General features: G+C 73.2%; 12 protein-coding genes. 7 read left to right on the forward strand and 5 right to left on the reverse strand.

From position 1 onward, the window contains the following. Nucleotides 1-36 precede the first annotated feature (36 nt). Complete coding sequence (locus AC3RKA_RS06475; protein WP_049160243.1) at nt 37-2,142, reverse strand: DNA gyrase/topoisomerase IV subunit B; 2,106 nt, start codon at nt 2,140-2,142, stop codon at nt 37-39. A gap of 252 nt (nt 2,143-2,394) precedes the next feature. On the opposite strand from AC3RKA_RS06475, the gene AC3RKA_RS06480 reads away from it, so the two are divergent. Then, nucleotides 2,395-2,604, forward strand: a complete 210-nt coding sequence (locus AC3RKA_RS06480; RefSeq protein ID WP_002858172.1) for a DUF7455 domain-containing protein — start codon at nt 2,395-2,397, stop codon at nt 2,602-2,604. A 65-nt stretch (nt 2,605-2,669) separates the two neighbouring features. Here the strand turns inward: AC3RKA_RS06480 and AC3RKA_RS06485 are convergent, their stop codons facing one another. From AC3RKA_RS06485 to AC3RKA_RS06495, 3 genes are all read right to left on the reverse strand, one after another. Next, complete coding sequence (locus tag AC3RKA_RS06485) at nt 2,670-4,220, reverse strand: RNA polymerase sigma factor (RefSeq protein WP_230955696.1); 1,551 nt, start codon at nt 4,218-4,220, stop codon at nt 2,670-2,672. Nucleotides 4,221-4,380: 160 nt separating this feature from the next. Further along, nucleotides 4,381-5,439: a DUF4192 family protein gene (locus tag AC3RKA_RS06490; RefSeq protein ID WP_145031565.1), complete on the reverse strand. Its 1,059-nt coding sequence runs from the start codon at nt 5,437-5,439 to the stop codon at nt 4,381-4,383. A 36-nt stretch (nt 5,440-5,475) separates the two neighbouring features. Next, nucleotides 5,476-6,432 (reverse strand): PAC2 family protein, encoded by a 957-nt coding sequence (locus AC3RKA_RS06495; protein WP_060774489.1) that lies wholly within the window; start codon nt 6,430-6,432, stop codon nt 5,476-5,478. A gap of 234 nt (nt 6,433-6,666) precedes the next feature. Here AC3RKA_RS06495 and AC3RKA_RS06500 point away from each other — a divergent pair, with 234 nt between their 5' ends. The 4 genes from AC3RKA_RS06500 (at nt 6,667) to AC3RKA_RS06515 (ending at nt 12,021) form a co-directional block, all read left to right on the forward strand. Next, on the forward strand, nt 6,667-8,199 hold the full coding sequence (locus AC3RKA_RS06500) for a leucyl aminopeptidase (RefSeq protein WP_002858179.1): 1,533 nt from the start codon (nt 6,667-6,669) through the stop codon (nt 8,197-8,199). A 115-nt stretch (nt 8,200-8,314) separates the two neighbouring features. Further along, complete coding sequence (gene lpdA / locus AC3RKA_RS06505) at nt 8,315-9,694, forward strand: dihydrolipoyl dehydrogenase (RefSeq protein WP_036336938.1); 1,380 nt, start codon at nt 8,315-8,317, stop codon at nt 9,692-9,694. A gap of 98 nt (nt 9,695-9,792) precedes the next feature. Continuing rightward, the gene (gene sucB, locus AC3RKA_RS06510) at nt 9,793-11,658 is read left to right on the forward strand and encodes a 2-oxoglutarate dehydrogenase, E2 component, dihydrolipoamide succinyltransferase (RefSeq protein ID WP_060774488.1); all 1,866 of its coding nucleotides are present in this window, start codon (nt 9,793-9,795) and stop codon (nt 11,656-11,658) included. 18 nt (nt 11,659-11,676) lie between these two features. Further along, nucleotides 11,677-12,021: a hypothetical protein gene (locus AC3RKA_RS06515; RefSeq protein ID WP_010078527.1), complete on the forward strand. Its 345-nt coding sequence runs from the start codon at nt 11,677-11,679 to the stop codon at nt 12,019-12,021. Between the two features lie 116 nt (nt 12,022-12,137). Here the strand turns inward: AC3RKA_RS06515 and AC3RKA_RS06520 are convergent, their stop codons facing one another. Next, a complete protein-coding gene (locus AC3RKA_RS06520) occupies nt 12,138-13,811 on the reverse strand; it encodes a serine/threonine-protein kinase (protein ID WP_489727014.1) in 1,674 nt (557 codons plus the stop codon). Between the two features lie 108 nt (nt 13,812-13,919). On the opposite strand from AC3RKA_RS06520, the gene lipB reads away from it, so the two are divergent. After that, nucleotides 13,920-14,621 carry a lipoyl(octanoyl) transferase LipB gene (gene lipB / locus AC3RKA_RS06525; RefSeq protein ID WP_184170625.1) on the forward strand — a complete coding sequence of 234 codons (702 nt, stop codon included), beginning with the start codon at nt 13,920-13,922 and terminating at the stop codon, nt 14,619-14,621. Next, a complete protein-coding gene (gene lipA, locus AC3RKA_RS06530) occupies nt 14,618-15,625 on the forward strand; it encodes a lipoyl synthase (protein ID WP_002857341.1) in 1,008 nt (335 codons plus the stop codon). The genes lipB and lipA overlap by 4 nt, the downstream gene beginning before the upstream one ends. The last annotated feature ends 22 nt before the right edge of the window (nt 15,626-15,647 follow it).

Raw genomic sequence — 15,647 nt, forward strand, 5'->3', positions numbered from 1 at the left:
GCGGCCGCGCCGCCGTCTCCCGAACGAAAGCGGGGGTCAGGCGTCGATACGCTCGCGATCCAGCTCGTCGGCGTGGGAGACGATGAAGTCCTTGCGCGGGGCCACCGCAGAACCCATGAGCAGGTCGAAGACCCGCTCGGCGGCCTCCACCTCGGCGATGTTCACGCGGCGGAGCATGCGGTGGCGCGGGTCCATGGTGGTCTCGGCCAGCTGGTCGGCGTCCATCTCGCCCAGGCCCTTGTAGCGCTGGATCGGCTCGCGGTACGAGCGGCCCTCCCGCTCCAGGCGGGCGAGCGTCGCGTGCAGCTCCTGCTCGGAGTACGTGTAGATGACCTCGCGTTCCTTCACGCCGCGGGTCACCGCCTCGATCCGGTGCAGCGGCGGGACTGCTGCGTACACGCGCCCGGCCTCGACCATGGGTCGCATGTAGCGGAAGAAGAGCGTCAGCAGGAGGGTGCGGATGTGGGCACCGTCCACGTCCGCGTCCGTCATCAGCACGACCTTGCCGTAGCGGGCCGCATCCAGGTCGAAGCTGCGCCCCGCACCACCTCCGACGACCTGGATCAGCGCCGCGCACTCGGCATTGGCCAGGATGTCCGAGACGGAGGCCTTCTGCACGTTCAGGATCTTGCCCCGGATCGGCAGCAGGGCCTGGAAGTCGGAGGACCGGGCCAGCTTGGCGGTGCCGAGCGCCGAGTCGCCCTCGACGATGAACAGCTCGGAGGAGGCGACGTCGTTGCTGCGGCAGTCCGCCAGCTTGGCCGGCATCGTCGAGGTCTCCAGGGCGTTCTTGCGTCGCTGGTTCTCCTTGTGGGTGCGCGCGGAGATGCGCGACTTCATCTCGGCGACGACCTTCTCCAGCAGCGTGTGCACCTGCTGCTTCTGGGCGCGGGCCGTGGAGGTGAGGCGGGCGGTCAGCTGCTTCTCCACCACCTGGGAGACGATCCGCCGCACCGCGGAGGTGCCGAGGATCTCCTTGGTCTGCCCCTCGAACTGCGGTTCGGCGAGGCGCACCGTCAGGACGGCGGTCATGCCGGCCAGCACGTCATCCTTCTCCACCTTGTCCGACCCGGCCTTGAGCCGGCGCGCGTTGGCCTCGACCTGCGCGCGGAACACCTTCAGCAGTGCCGCCTCGAACCCGGACTGGTGGGTGCCGCCCTTGGGTGTGGCGATGATGTTCACGAAGGACCGGAACACGGTGTCGTAGCCGACGTCCCAGCGCAGGGCGACGTCCACCTCGCACGTGCGCTGCACATCCTGCATGGAGGTGCGCCCGTCCTCCCCGAGCACCGGGACCCGCTCCTTGAAGGTGCCGGAGCCCTGGATCCGCCACACGTCCGTCGCCGGGGTGGCGGGCGTGAGGTGCTCCACGAACTCGGAGATGCCGCCGTCGTACTGGAAGACCTCCTCGACCGGGTCGTCGGCGCCGGGCGTGCCGGGTCGGCGGCGCAGGTCCTTGACCGTGATCCGCAGACCCGGGATCAGGTAGGCGGTCTGGCGCGCCCGCGCCTGGAGCTCCTCCGCGGAGAACGTCGCATCCTTCACGAAGATCTGCTCGTCCGCCCAGTAGCGCACGCGCGTGCCGGTCTGCCCGCGCTTGGCCTTCCCGACGACGTCCAGCGGCGAGGCGTCCGTGGACGGCTCGAACGGGGCGTCCGGCGACGGGCGCGACCCGTCCTGGAAGCGGCCCGGCTCGCCGCGCCGGAACGACATCTGGTGGACCTTGCCGCCGCGCAGCACCTGCACGTCCAGGCGCGAGGACAGGGCATTGACCACCGACGCGCCCACGCCGTGCAGGCCACCCGAGGCGGCGTAGGAACCGCCGCCGAACTTGCCGCCGGCGTGGAGCTTGGTGAACACCACCTCGACGCCGGACAGGCCGGTGCGCGGCTCCACGTCCACGGGGATGCCGCGCCCGTTGTCCTCGACCTCGACGGAGCCGTCCGGATGCAGGGTGATCTCGATGGACTGCCCGAAGCCGGCCAGGGCCTCGTCCACCGAGTTGTCGATGATCTCCCAGAGGCAGTGCATGAGGCCGCGGGAATCGGTGGAGCCGATGTACATGCCCGGCCGCTTGCGGACGGCCTCGAGCCCCTCCAGCACGGAGAGGTGGCGGGCGTTGTACTCGGTGTTCGCGGGCACGGGGGCGGGCCTTTCGGTGGACGACGGCGGCCGGTCCAGCCTACTCCGCGGGCCGGACACGCCAGGATCCACGCCGGTCGTCCCGGGCCGCCCGGCCCGCGCATTCGCGTACGCGGGTGGCGAAACGCGGGTGCGAGGCGGGCGCGCGGGGAAGTTCCCTGCCATCCTTGCTGTTCCATGGGACAAGAGGAGGACCGGCCCGCCCCACCGGCGTCGTCGCCCTCCAGCCCCGAGAGACCCGAGGAGGACACCATGTCCATCACCGCCGTGGCCGAGCCGGCCGCCCTCACCCGTTCCGACCGCTGCGACCGCTGCGGCGCGCAGGCCTACGTCCGCGCCGTGCTGCACTCGGGCGGTGCCCTCCAGTTCTGCGCCCACCACGCCCGCGCCGTCGAGGACGCGCTGCGTCCCCAGGCCGCGCTGTGGCAGGACGAGACGGACCGCCTCACCGCCGGCGCCTGACGCGCCCGGCATGACGAAGGGCCGGACCCCCGCGGGGGTCCGGCCCTTCGTCATGCCGCTCCGACTCAGTCCAGGTAGTCCCGGAGCACCTGCGAGCGGGAGGGGTGACGCAGCTTGGACATGGTCTTCGACTCGATCTGGCGGATCCGCTCGCGCGTCACGCCGTAGACCTTGCCGATCTCATCCAGCGTCTTGGGCTGGCCGTCGGTCAGGCCGAAGCGCATGGCGACGACGCCGGCCTCGCGCTCGGAGAGGGTGTCCAGCACCGAGTGCAGCTGCTCCTGGAGCAGCGTGAAGGAGACCGCGTCTGCGGGCACCACGGCCTCGGAGTCCTCGATCAGGTCGCCGAACTCCGAGTCGCCGTCCTCGCCGAGCGGGGTGTGCAGCGAGATGGGCTCGCGGCCGTACTTCTGCACCTCCACGACCTTCTCCGGGGTCATGTCCAGCTCCTTGGCCAGCTCCTCCGGGGTGGGCTCGCGGCCGAGGTCCTGGAGCATCTGCCGCTGCACGCGGGCCAGCTTGTTGATGACCTCCACCATGTGCACCGGGATGCGGATGGTGCGGGCCTGGTCCGCCATGGCGCGGGTGATGGCCTGACGGATCCACCACGTGGCATACGTGGAGAACTTGAAGCCCTTGGTGTAGTCGAACTTCTCGACGGCACGGATCAGGCCCAGGTTGCCCTCCTGGATGAGGTCCAGGAACAGCATGCCGCGACCGGTGTAGCGCTTGGCCAGGGAGACCACCAGACGCAGGTTGGCCTCGAGCAGGTGGTTCTTGGCCTTGCGCCCGTCCGCGATGATCAGCTGGATGTCCCGGCGCTCGCGGTAGTCGTCGGAGGCCTCGTGCTGCACGACGTGCTCGGCGTAGAGGCCGGCCTCGATACGCATGGCCAGGTCCACCTCCTGCTCGGCGTTGAGCAGGGCGACCTTGCCGATCTGCTTCAGGTAGTCCTTCACCGGATCCGCCGTGGCGCCCGCCACGACCACCTGCTGCACCGGGGCGTCGTCCTCGGAGTCGTCCATGACGAACGCGCCCTTGGACTGGGCCACCTTCTGGCCCGTGGCGGCCTTCGTGCCGGTCACGGCCTCCGCGTCCATCGCCGGGCGCTCCGGAGCGTCCGAGCCGTCCGCGTCCTCGTCGTCCGAGTCCTCGGTGGCGGTCTCGTCCTCCACCACGTCCTCCTCGACGGCGTCGGCGGCCTCGGTGCGCTCGCGCGCCTCGACGAACTCCTCGTCGTCCTCGGCCTGCTCGGCGGAGGCGGCCGAGGCGGTGGCCTTCTTGCCCCGGGTCGTGGCGGCCTTCTTCGTGGCGGTGGTCTTGGCCGCGGCGGTGGTCTTGGCCGCGGCGGGCTTCCGGGTCGCCTTCTTCTTGGCCGTCGGCGTGGCAGCGGTCTTGGTCGCCGCCGACTTCGTCGCGGTCGTCCGCGTCGTGGTGCCCTTGGTCGTGGCGCTCTTCGTGGCGGTCGACTTCTTGGCAGCCGTGGAGCGGGTGCGCGTGGTCGTGGCCCCGGAGGCAGTGGTCTCCTTGCCGTCCTGCGCACCGCTGGTCGTCGAAGTGGTCACTCGAGGCCTTTCCGTCTCGTCCGCGGCCACCCGCGGATCCTTGCAGTCCATATACACGTGACCCTGTCAAGTCCCGGCCTCGGACGACCGACGTCGTCCGGGCCCGTCGACTGCAGGGTCCGCGAGTGCCAACGACGGCTGTGACCGATCTATTCCGAACCCGGGAAACGGGGTGCGATCGGCCGTGCCGTCGTGAAGCCGCATCATTCTCTCATGGGCCGCCACCGTCGGGCCGCCACGCGGTGGCCGGGTCGGTCGCCCAGCCGGCGACGCACCCCGCGGCCACGATGCGTCGCAGGACGGAGACGAACGGGTCGCCGGGGTTCAGCGCCGCCGCCGCGGTCAGGTGGGCATCCGCGTCGGAGCCGTGGCCGCGGGCCCAGCCGACCCACCCGGCCAGCGCCAGGGCCTGCGCCGCCACGGCCGGCGTCGCGACGGGCACGAGCGCGCGCAGCCCCGCCCGCAGGGCGTCCAGCCGATCCCAGGCCGGCGCCCGGCCCGTGGCCGCGGTGAGGATCCGTTCCTCGTCCCCCGGATCCCCCGTGGCCGCGCCGGATGGCGCGGCGGCATGGAGCAGCAGGCCGTCGCGCCAGGCCGGACGCGTCAGCGGCGAGCCCAGCACGGCGGGTGCGGGCGCGCCGCGGTCACCCACCGCGCCGGTCAGCACCGACTCCCACTGCGCCAGCCACGCGCGGCGTGCCGCGGGCGCGTCCTGCTCGGGCGGCCGCCACCGCGCGTCGTCGGGCCGGGCCGCGGCGGGACCGCGGCGCGGGACCGGGTCGGGCACCGCCGCACGGTCCCAGACCGAACCGCGGGTCATCAGGTGCAGGGACAGCGGCGCGGCTCGGGGGTCGAGCGGGCCCTCCTCGGCGACGCCGCTCCCCCACCAGGGGCGCGCCCGTCCCCGCGCGCACGTCCAGGCCGCGGCCAGGGGGCGACCCGCGGACGCCAGGGCGTCGTCGAGCGTCGCGGCCCAGCCGGGACGGGCGAGCGTGGCCCGGGCGCCGTCCGGCAGCGCGAGGCAGAGCGTCGCGTCCGCGGCCGCGTCCCGCCGGCACACCTCGGCCACGGCGCAGGCCCAGGCGCCGGCGTCGACCTCCTCGGGAGGCAGGTCGACCCGCACCACGGCGCGCAGGCGCCCGTCGCGCAGGGTGAGGAGGACGAGGCTGTCCTCGGGCAACCGCCCGAGGGCGTGGCCGACGTAGGCGAGCAGGTCCTCGGGGCCGCGGGCCGGCAGGACGGGGACGTCGAGCGAGGTGGGGGCTTCCATGCCGCCACCCTGGCCGACCGGGTGCCCGCGGTGGGATCAGTCCCCGTCGTCGGTGGACGGACGGCCGGGTCCGTCCTCCTGTGCAGGAGCGGACCCGCCGCCGGCGTCCCGCGCGGCGAGGTACGCCTCGACGGCGGAGGCGAGTTCGTCCCCGTCGGGCAGGCCCTGCTCGGTCTCCAGGAGCGATCGCTCCTGGTCCTCGGCGTTCTGGTCGTAGTTGCGCTCCAGGCCGGCGATCATCTGCTGGATCTCCCCGGACCCGGAGACCTGGCGCTCCAGCTCGGCCTCGATGTCCCGCGAGGCGTCTCGCAGGTCGTCCGAGGGCAGCATGAGTCCCATGGCGGCCCCCGCGTACTCGAGCGCGGCCACGGCCGCCTGGGGGAAGGACGCCTCGGCCACGTAGTGCGGCACATGGACGGTGTAGCCCGCCGTCGGCAGGTCCGCCTCCTCGGCGCGCAGCTCGAGCATCTGCAGCAGCCCCGCGACGATGTCCGCCTGCGGGCTCCAGGTGGACAGCCCCTCGACGGCGTCGGCGCGGGAGCCGTGGGTCGTGACCCCGAGCCGCCGCGTGTGCGGCACGGGCAGCGGGGCCGCGTCGAGGAACGTGAGCGAGTCCACCTCCCACTCCTGCGCGAGGCCGAGCACGGCCTCCGTCACCGCGTGCCACCGGAAGTCCGGCTCGGGGCCGGACAGCAGCAGGAAGGGGTGGCCGAGCAGGTCCTCGACCAGCTGCACCTCGAGCGCGGGCAGGCGCAGATCACGGTAGCGGTCCCGGTCGAACCGGAGCCGGGGACGCCGGGCGCGGTAGTCGAACATCGAGTCGACGTCGAAGGAGACGACGGTCCGATGGGTCAGGTGCTCGTGCAGCGCGGCCCGCACCTGCCGAGCGACCCGGCCCGCGTCCATGTGTCCGGTCAGGGCCACGAGCATGCCCAGGCCGGGGGGCACGGGCGCCCCCTCATGACGGGTGTACAGCGGCGCGGCGTCCTGCACGTCTCGTTCCCCTTCCGGTGGTCTGTCTGCGGAAGAGCCGTCCCCGCCGCCCGGATGGCGACGGACGCGGATCCCTCCCTGTCCTCTGGCGTCAGTCAACCACGGCACGGCACCCTCCTATTCCGCGCCCGCGCGCCCTGGACGGGTGCGCGAGCCCTCTGACTAGGATGACGCGGGACGGCCCGGCCCACCCCGCCGGGCGCAACCCCCCACCCCCGGAAGAGAGGCCCGTCCGTGATCACCCTGGACCGCCCGACCCTGACCGCCCGCGCCCTGGAGGACCTGACCGCCTCCGCCCTGGTGGTGGGGGTGGGCACCGGCCCGGACGGCCCCGTGCTCCTGACGGACGCGCTGCCGGCCGAGGCGGCCGCCGCCCTCGAGGCCTCGTTCGAGCTGCTGGGCGTGCGGGGCGCCGAGGACGAGGTCCACCGCCTCCCGGGCCTGGGCGGCGTGCCGGTGCCGCTGCTGGTCCTGGCCGGCGTCGGCGGTCTGGACGACGACGGCGAAGCCGCGGACGAGTCCCTGCGCCGCGCCGCCGGGGCTGCCGTGCGCTCCCTGGCCGGCACCGACGCCGTGGCCCTGGCCCTGCCGGCCGACACCCCGGCCCGGCTGGCCGCCGTCGCCGAGGGCGCCGTCCTGGGTGCGTACGCCTTCACCGCCCAGAAGTCCGAGCGCGCCCGCGCCGAGGCGGACACGTCCCGTCCCGTCCGCGAGGTCGAGGTCGTCACCCCGCTCGCCGCCGCGGACGCCGACCCCGTGCTGCGCCGGGCCGCCGTCGTGGGCGACGCGGTCTGCGCCGTGCGCGACCTGGTGAACACGGCCCCCTCGCACCTCTACCCGGCCACGTTCGCGGACGCGGTCGCGGAGGACCTCGCGGACTCGTCCGTGAGCGTGGACGTGTGGGACGAGGACCGCCTGCGCGCCGAGGGCTTCGGCGGCATCCTCGCGATCGGCCAGGGTTCCTCCCGCCCGCCGCGGCTCGTGCGCATCGAGCACGCGCCGGCCGACGCCGCCGCGCACATCGCGCTGGTGGGCAAGGGCATCACCTTCGACTCGGGCGGCATCTCGCTGAAGCCCGCCGCCTCGATGATGACGATGAAGTCGGACATGGCCGGCGCCGCCACCGTCTTCGCCGTCGTGCGCGCCGCCGCGGCCCTGGACGTCCCCGTGAAGGTGACCGGCTGGCTGGCGCTGGCCGAGAACATGCCCTCGGGCACCGCCATCCGCCCGTCTGACGTCATCACGATGTACGGCGGCAAGACCGTGGAGGTCATGAACACGGACGCCGAGGGCCGCGTCGTCATGGCCGACGCCCTCGTGGCGGCCACCGACGAGCGCCCCGACGCGGTGCTCGACGTGGCCACCCTCACCGGCGCCCAGCTGGTCGCCCTCGGCGTGCGCCACACGGGCGTCATGGGTGACGACGCGCTGCGCGACGAGGTCGTCGCCGCGGCCGACGCCGCCGGGGAGCTTGCGTGGGGCATGCCCCTGCCGGAGCAGCTGCGCGCCTCGCTCAATTCGCGCGTCGCGGACATCTCCAACATGGGCGACCGCTTCGGCGGCATGATGACCGCCGCCACCTTCCTGCGCGAATTCGTCGACGCCGGACGGTCGGAGGGCGACGCCGCCGCACGGACCCCCTGGGCCCACCTCGACATCGCCGGCCCCTCCTTCAACGAGTCGGCCGCGTACGGCTACACCCCGCAGGACGCCACCGGCGTGATGGTGCGGACCCTGTTGGGTCTCATCGAGGGGCGTGCCCGGTAAGGTTGGTCCCGATGTCCACCGCGTCCCCGGCCGCGCGGCCCGCCGCCGACGGCCGGGGGTGGCGGTGACGCACCACCACCACGATCCACCGACCCCAGCACCAAGGAGCAACACCGTGGCCGACAAGGCAACCGCTCAGGAATTCGACGTCCTCGTCCTCGGCGGTGGCTCCGCCGGGTACGCCGCAGCCCTGCGTTCCGTGCAGTACGGCAAGTCCGTCGCCCTCGTGGAGAAGTCCAAGGTCGGCGGCACCTGCCTGCACTGGGGCTGCATCCCCACGAAGGCCTACCTGCACGCCGCCGAGGTGGCCGACGAGACCCGCAACGCCGCCAAGTTCGGCGTCAACGCGACCCTCGAGTCCGTGGACATGGCGAAGGTGCGCGACTACAAGGACGGCATCGTCGCCGGCAAGCACAAGGGCCTGGCCGGCCTGCTGAAGATGCGCAAGGTCCAGGTCATCGAGGGCGAGGGCAAGCTCGTCTCGAAGAACGAGGTCGAGGTCGACGGCACCCGTTACACGGCGGAGAACATCGTGCTGGCCTCCGGCTCCGTGGCCAAGACCATGGGCCTGCCCATCTCCAAGAAGATCATGACCTCCACGGAGGCCCTCGAGCTGGACTACACCCCGAAGTCGGCCATCGTGCTCGGCGGCGGTGTCATCGGCTCCGAGTTCGCGTCCCTGTGGAACTCCTTCGGCGTCGACGTCACCATCATCGAGGGCCTGAAGACCCTGGTCCCCAACGAGGACCCGGCGATCATCAAGGTCCTCGAGCGCGAGTTCAAGAAGAAGGGCATCAAGACCAACCTGGGCACGTTCTTCGACAAGGTCGAGGAGACCGACTCGGGCGTCAAGGTGACCCTCGCGGACGGCAAGGAGTTCGAGGCCGAGGTCTGCCTCGTCGCCGTCGGCCGCGGCCCGAACACCGAGGGCCTCGGCTACGAGGAGCAGGGCGTCAAGATGGACCGCGGCTTCGTCCTCACCGACGAGCGCCTGCACACCGGCGTCGGCAACATCTACGCCGTGGGCGACATCGTCCCCGGTCTGCAGCTGGCGCACCGCGGCTTCCAGCAGGGCATCTTCGTGGCCGAGGAGATCGCCGGCAACAAGCCGATGGTCGTCGAGGACATCAACATCCCGAAGGTCACCTTCACCGAGCCGGAGATCATGTCCGTGGGCTACACCCAGCCCAAGGCGGAGGAGAAGTTCGGCAAGGACAACGTCGAGGTCGCCGAGTACAACCTGGCCGGCAACGGCAAGTCCTCGATCCTCGGCACCGGCGGCATCATCAAGATGATCCGCCAGAAGAACGGCCCGATCGTGGGCGTGCACGGCATCGGCAAGCGCATCGGCGAGCAGATCGGCGAGGCGCAGCTCATCGTGAACTGGGAGGCCTACCCCGAGGACGTCGCCCAGTTCGTGCACGCGCACCCCACGCAGAACGAGGCCCTGGGCGAGGCCGCCATGGCCCTGTTCGGCCACCCGCTGCACAGCTGACCCACCGCACTGACCATCCCGGGTCCGTGCGTCGGGCCCACCTCGCAACCCCGGGTGGGCGCCCCCGGCGCCCACCCCTCATGAGGAGCATCGGAACCATGTCTGAAACCGTGAACCTGCCCGCCCTGGGCGAATCCGTCACCGAGGGCACCGTGACCCGCTGGCTCAAGGCCGTCGGCGACGAGGTCGCCGTCGACGAGCCCCTGGTGGAGGTCTCCACCGACAAGGTCGACACCGAGATCCCGTCCCCCGTGGCCGGCGTGCTCGAGGAGATCCTGGTCGAGGAGGACGACACGGTCGAGGTCGGCGCCCCGCTGGCCACGATCGGCGACGGCTCCGGCGGCGGCTCCGCCGACGCGTCGGAGGACGACGCCGCGGCCGAGGAGCCCGCCGTCGAGGAGGCGCAGCAGGACGACGCCCAGCAGGAGCCCGCAGGCGAGCCGGCCCCGGAGGAGCGCGCCTCCACCGACCAGGGCTCGGACGAGGCCCCGTCGGCCGGCGGCGAGGCCTCCGAGGTCACCCTGCCCGCGCTGGGCGAGTCCGTGACCGAGGGCACCGTGACCCGCTGGCTGAAGTCCGTCGGCGACGAGGTCGAGGTCGACGAGCCGCTGCTCGAGGTCTCCACCGACAAGGTCGACACCGAGATCCCCTCCCCCGTGGCGGGCACCCTCCTGGAGATCCGTGCGGAGGAGGACGACACCGTCGAGGTGGGCGCCGTCCTCGCGCTCGTCGGCTCCGGCTCCGCCGGCGGCGGCTCCGCCCCGTCGGAGGGCTCCTCCGGTCAGGACGAGGCGTCCGCCGAGGAGATCGAGGACAAGGCGACCGAGGCCGAGGCCCCCGAGGAGACCGAGGAGGCCGCCGAGGCCGCCGGCGCCGAGAAGTCGGAGAAGACGCCCGAGGCGTCCCCGTCCGAGGAGGCCTCCCGGCGCGAGTCCGCTGAGCGCGACTCCGCGCAGGCCGAGTCCGCCGAGGCGCCCTCCGCCACCGAGCCCGGCCAGGGCTACGTGACCCCGCTGGTGCGCCGCCTGGCCCACCAGAACAACGTGGACCTGTCCACGGTCCGCGGCACGGGCGTCGGCGGCCGCATCCGCAAGCAGGACGTGCTCGCCGCCGCGCTGGCCTCGCAGGCCGCCGCGGGCGGATCCGAGGCTCCGGCCGAGCAGGCCTCCGAGGCTGCCGCCCCGTCGTCGGCCCCGGCCGCTGCGTCCGCCCCGGCCGCGAGCTCCTCCGTGGACCCCTCGGTCCGCGGCGAGGTGGAGAAGGCGCCGCGCATCCGCCAGGTCATCGCCCAGCGCATGCGCGAGTCCCTCGACCTGTCCACCCAGCTCACCCAGGTGCACGAGGTGGACGTCACCCGCATCGTGCAGCTGCGCAAGAAGGCCAAGGCCTCCTTCCAGCAGCAGGCCGGCGTGAACCTGACGTACCTGCCGTTCATCACCAAGGCGGTCGCCGAGGCCCTCAAGCAGCACCCCAAGCTGAACGCGTCGTTCTCCGAGGACAACAAGGAGATCACCTACCACGCGTCCGAGGACATCGCGATCGCGGTGGACACGGAGAAGGGGCTGCTGGTTCCCGTCATCAAGGACGCCGGCTCCCTGAACCTGACGGGCCTCGCCCAGAAGATCGCCGACGTGGCCGAGCGCACCCGCACGAACAAGATCTCGCCGGACGAGCTCTCGGGCGGCACGTTCTCGATCACGAACATCGGCTCCGTGGGCGCGCTGTTCGACACGCCGATCATCAACCAGCCGCAGGTCGCGATCCTGGGCACCGGTGCGATCGTGAAGCGCCCCATGGTGGTGACCGACGCGGACGGCAACGACTCGATCGCCATCCGCCACATGATGTACCTGTCCCTGACCTACGACCACCGCCTGGTGGACGGGGCCGACGCGGGCCGCTTCCTGACGACGCTGCGTCAGCGTCTCGAGGGCGGCGAGTTCGCCAACGAGCTGGGTCTCTGACGGAAAGGGAGAAGGACTGTGGATATCCTGCACAGCATCCTGGTGGCCGTGCACATCGTGTCCGCCGCAGCGATCGTGGGCGGTTGGTTCGCGCACTTCCGCAACCCGACCGTCACCACCTCGCAGTGGTGGGGCTCCGTGGGCATGATCGTCTCCGGCGTGGTGCTTTTCGGCCTCGCCATGAGCGGGGAGCCGAACCACATGAAGCTGGGCGTCAAGTTCCTGATCGGCGTCATCGTCTTCGTGGCCGCCCTGATCGGCCGCCGCAAGTCCAACCGCGGGGAGGTCGTGCCCACGGGCCTGGCCCACGCGGTGGGCGGTCTGGGCCTGGTGAACATCCTGGTCGCCGTCCTCTGGCAGTGATCAGCCCAGGCGGCTGACGCCGCACCACGCCGCGGGCCCCGGGGAGCTTCTCCCCGGGGCCCGCGGCGTCCCCCCGTCTGGACCGCCGGCCTCCGGCGCTGGATCCGGGCCCGGGGTCAGCGCGGATCGACGGTCTCGACCCGCCACGTCCGACCCGCCGCGCCGCCGTCCCGCCCCTCGGGGCCCTCTCCGTGGCCGCTGCGCAGGACCAGCACGACCTCCTCGGCCGTCGCCTCCCGATGCGCCGCCACGCGTCCCGCGCGGTCCAGCACGGTGTGGGCCGACGTCCGGAGCACGGCGTCGACACGCAGCGCGTCGTCCCCGGCCCGCCGGGCGGGTCCGGCCTGCTCCACCGTCACCTCGAGGCCGGAGAAGGCGAACCCCTCGTCCGTCAGCCGGCGCAGCAGATCCCGGTCGTTCTCCCACGCCGGTCCCCCGGGCACGGCGTAGGCGTCCAGTCGCGCAGGCTCCGGGTCGATGAGCGCGGCCGTCCGGGCGTGGCCGACCGCGGCCAGCGCCTCGCCCACGTCGACGGCGTCCTCCCCGGCGGCGTCCTCCCCGGGGGCACCCGCGTCCGGCACCCTCGCCGGCGTCCCGCTCTCCGGCGTCCCGTCCTCCGGGCGCGCCGCGTTCACCGAGGTGCCGGCCGGCACCGCGCCCGCCGGCTCCGGCGCCCCCTCCGTCGCGTCGCCCAGGGACGCCGGCCACCACAGCCCCACGGTGCCGCCGCCCAGGGCCAGCGCGGTGGCCAGCCCGGCGGCCACGAGGACGCCCCGGCGTGGCGCCGCCCCCCGTCGGCGCGCGAGCGCGCGCCGTCCCGGAGCCGCGCGTCGTCCCCGGCGTCGCCGCGTGGGCCCGGAGCCCGGCAGCACCGTGGGCAGCAGGTGCGCCACCTCGGCGGGGGCGGCCTCTCCCAGCGGGACCGGCTCGGGCCGGGCCGTCGCGTATACGGCTGCGGCGGCCTCTTCCGCGCTCGGCCGCGCCGCCGGGTCCGGGGAGAGCGCCGCATCGAGCAGCAGCGCGAGCTCGGGGGACGCTTCGGGGACCAGGACGGGCAGCGGCGCCCGATGCCCGGCGGCGCCCGGCGCCCGACCGGTGAGCGCGTACCAGCCCAGGGCGGCCCACGCATGGACGTCACTCGGCGCCCCCACCGCCGGAGACGCCCCCGGTTCCGCCCCGGCCCCCTCCACCGCGGCGAGCGCCTCGGGGGCCGCGAAGCCCGGCGTCGCCCCGGCCCCCGACGCCCCGCCGACCACCCGGGCGACGCCGAGGTCGGCGAGGGCCGGGCTGCCGTCGACGCCGAACAGGACGTTCGCCGGGGACACGTCGCCGTGCACCACACCCTCGCGGTGAAGGCACGCGAGAGCCTGCGCGATCGGGACGAGCACGGTGACGGCCTGCCCCGGGCTCAGGGGTCCGACCCGCTGCACCATGTCCTGCAGCGTGCCGGCCGCGCGGTGTTCGGTGAGGACCCCGAGGCCCCGGTCCGTCTCCACCACGCCGAGCACGCGCAGCAGATGGGGATGCGCGACCCGTCCGGCCTGCGCCTCCGCCGCCAGGGCGTCCGGCGCCGCGCCGGCGCGGGGCACCTTCAGGGCGGACCGGACGCCCCGGCCGTCCTCGACGAGCCAGACCTCCGCCTGGGCACCCGAGCCGAGCAGCCGGACGGGTTCCCAGCCCGGGGCGCGCGGCGCAGCCGTGCCCGGCTCCGACGACCTCTCCGGTTCGGTCTCCGGCCCGCCGCCGACGCGTCCCGCCGCGCCGCCGTCCGCCTCGTCCCAGTCCCGCATCGGGCTCCCCTCTCCGCCGCGCCGTCCGTTCCAGCCCAGGGTGCCGCATGTCCCCGAGCGTCACGGCGGTTGTCCACAGGTCCGGGCCCGAGGACTACAGTGGACGTCATGCCCGAGACACTCCTGCCGCCCCTGCGCGTGCTCGGCCTGGCGCCCGACCTGGTGGACTACCACGCCGCCTGGGACGCCCAGCGCGCCCTGCACGCGGACGTCGTCGCCGGCCGCTCCGACGGCGAGTTCCTCCTCTTGGAGCACGAGGCCGTCTACACGGCCGGTCGCCGCACCGAGGACGCTGAGCGCCCCACGGACGGCGCCCCCGTCGTGGACGTGGACCGGGGCGGCAAGATCACGTGGCACGGGCCGGGCCAGCTAGTCGGCTACCCCGTGGTCCGGCTGCGTGACCGTGCCCACGTCAAGGACTACGTCTGGTTCCTCGAGGAGCTGCTGATCCGCACCGCCGCCGAGTTCGGCGTCACGGCCGTCCGCGTGGACGGGCGGGCGGGCATCTGGGTCCTCGCGGACCGGGACGACGACGGCGCGGCCCGCCCGGACCGCAAGGTCGGCGCCATCGGCCTGTCCATCCACGACGGCGTCTCGATGCACGGCTTCGCGCTGAACTGCTCCAACTCCCTGGCCCCCTACGAGGGGATCATCGCGTGCGGCATCACGGACGCCGCCACCACCACCCTGTCGGTCGAGACGGGCCGGACCATCACGCCGGCCGACGTCGTCCCGGTGCTCACCCGTCATCTGGACGAGCTCGGGCCGGCGTACATCGCCGTCACCCCCACGGAAGGAATCCCCGCATGAGCCTCGCCCCCGAAGGCCGCCGCCTGCTGCGCGTGGAGGCGCGCAACGCCGAGGTGCCCGTCGAGCGCAAGCCCGAGTGGATCAAGGCCAAGGTCCACATGGGCCCCGAGTACATCGGCCTGAAGAACAAGGTCAAGTCCGCCGGCCTGCACACCGTGTGCGAGGAGGCCGGCTGCCCCAACATCTTCGAGTGCTGGGAGGACCGCGAGGCCACGTTCCTCATCGGCGGCGACATCTGCACCCGCCGGTGTGACTTCTGCGACATCACCTCCGGCAAGCCGCGTCCCCTGGACATGGAGGAGCCGCAGAAGGTCGCCGAGAACATCCGTGAGATGGACCTGCGGTACGCCACCGTCACGGGCGTGGCCCGTGACGACCAGAAGGACGGCGCGGCGTGGCTCTACGCGGAGACCATCCGCCGCATCCACGCGCTCAACCCGGGGACCGGCGTCGAGATCCTGCCGCCGGACTTCGGCGCGGTGCCGGAGCTCGTCCAGCAGGTGTTCGACGCGCGGCCCGAGGTGTTCGCGCACAACCTGGAGACGGTGCCGCGCATCTTCAAGCGCATCCGCCCGGCCTTCACGTACGAGAAGTCCCTCAAGGTGCTCACGATGGCCAAGGCCGACGGGCTCGTCACCAAGTCCAACCTCATCCTGGGCATGGGCGAGGAGGACCACGAGATCGACCAGGCCCTGGTGGACCTGCACGAGGCCGGCTGCGACATCATCACCATCACGCAGTACGTGCGGCCCTCGAAGCTGCACCACCCCATCGACCGCTGGGTGAAGCCGCAGGAGTTCGTCCAGTGGTCCCAGCGCGCCGAGGAGATCGGCTTCCAGGGCGTCATGGCGGGCCCGCTGGTGCGCTCGTCGTACCGCGCGGGCAAGCTCTACGCGCAGGCCATGCAGCGCCTCGGCCGGACCCTGCCGGAGAACCTGGCGCACCTGGCCGGGGAGAAGACCGCCCGCCAGGAGGCCTCCGCCGTCGTCGCCCAGATGTCCTGAGCCGCCCGACTAGACTGGACCC

The organism is Micrococcus sp. iso_229, from assembly GCF_058072725.1.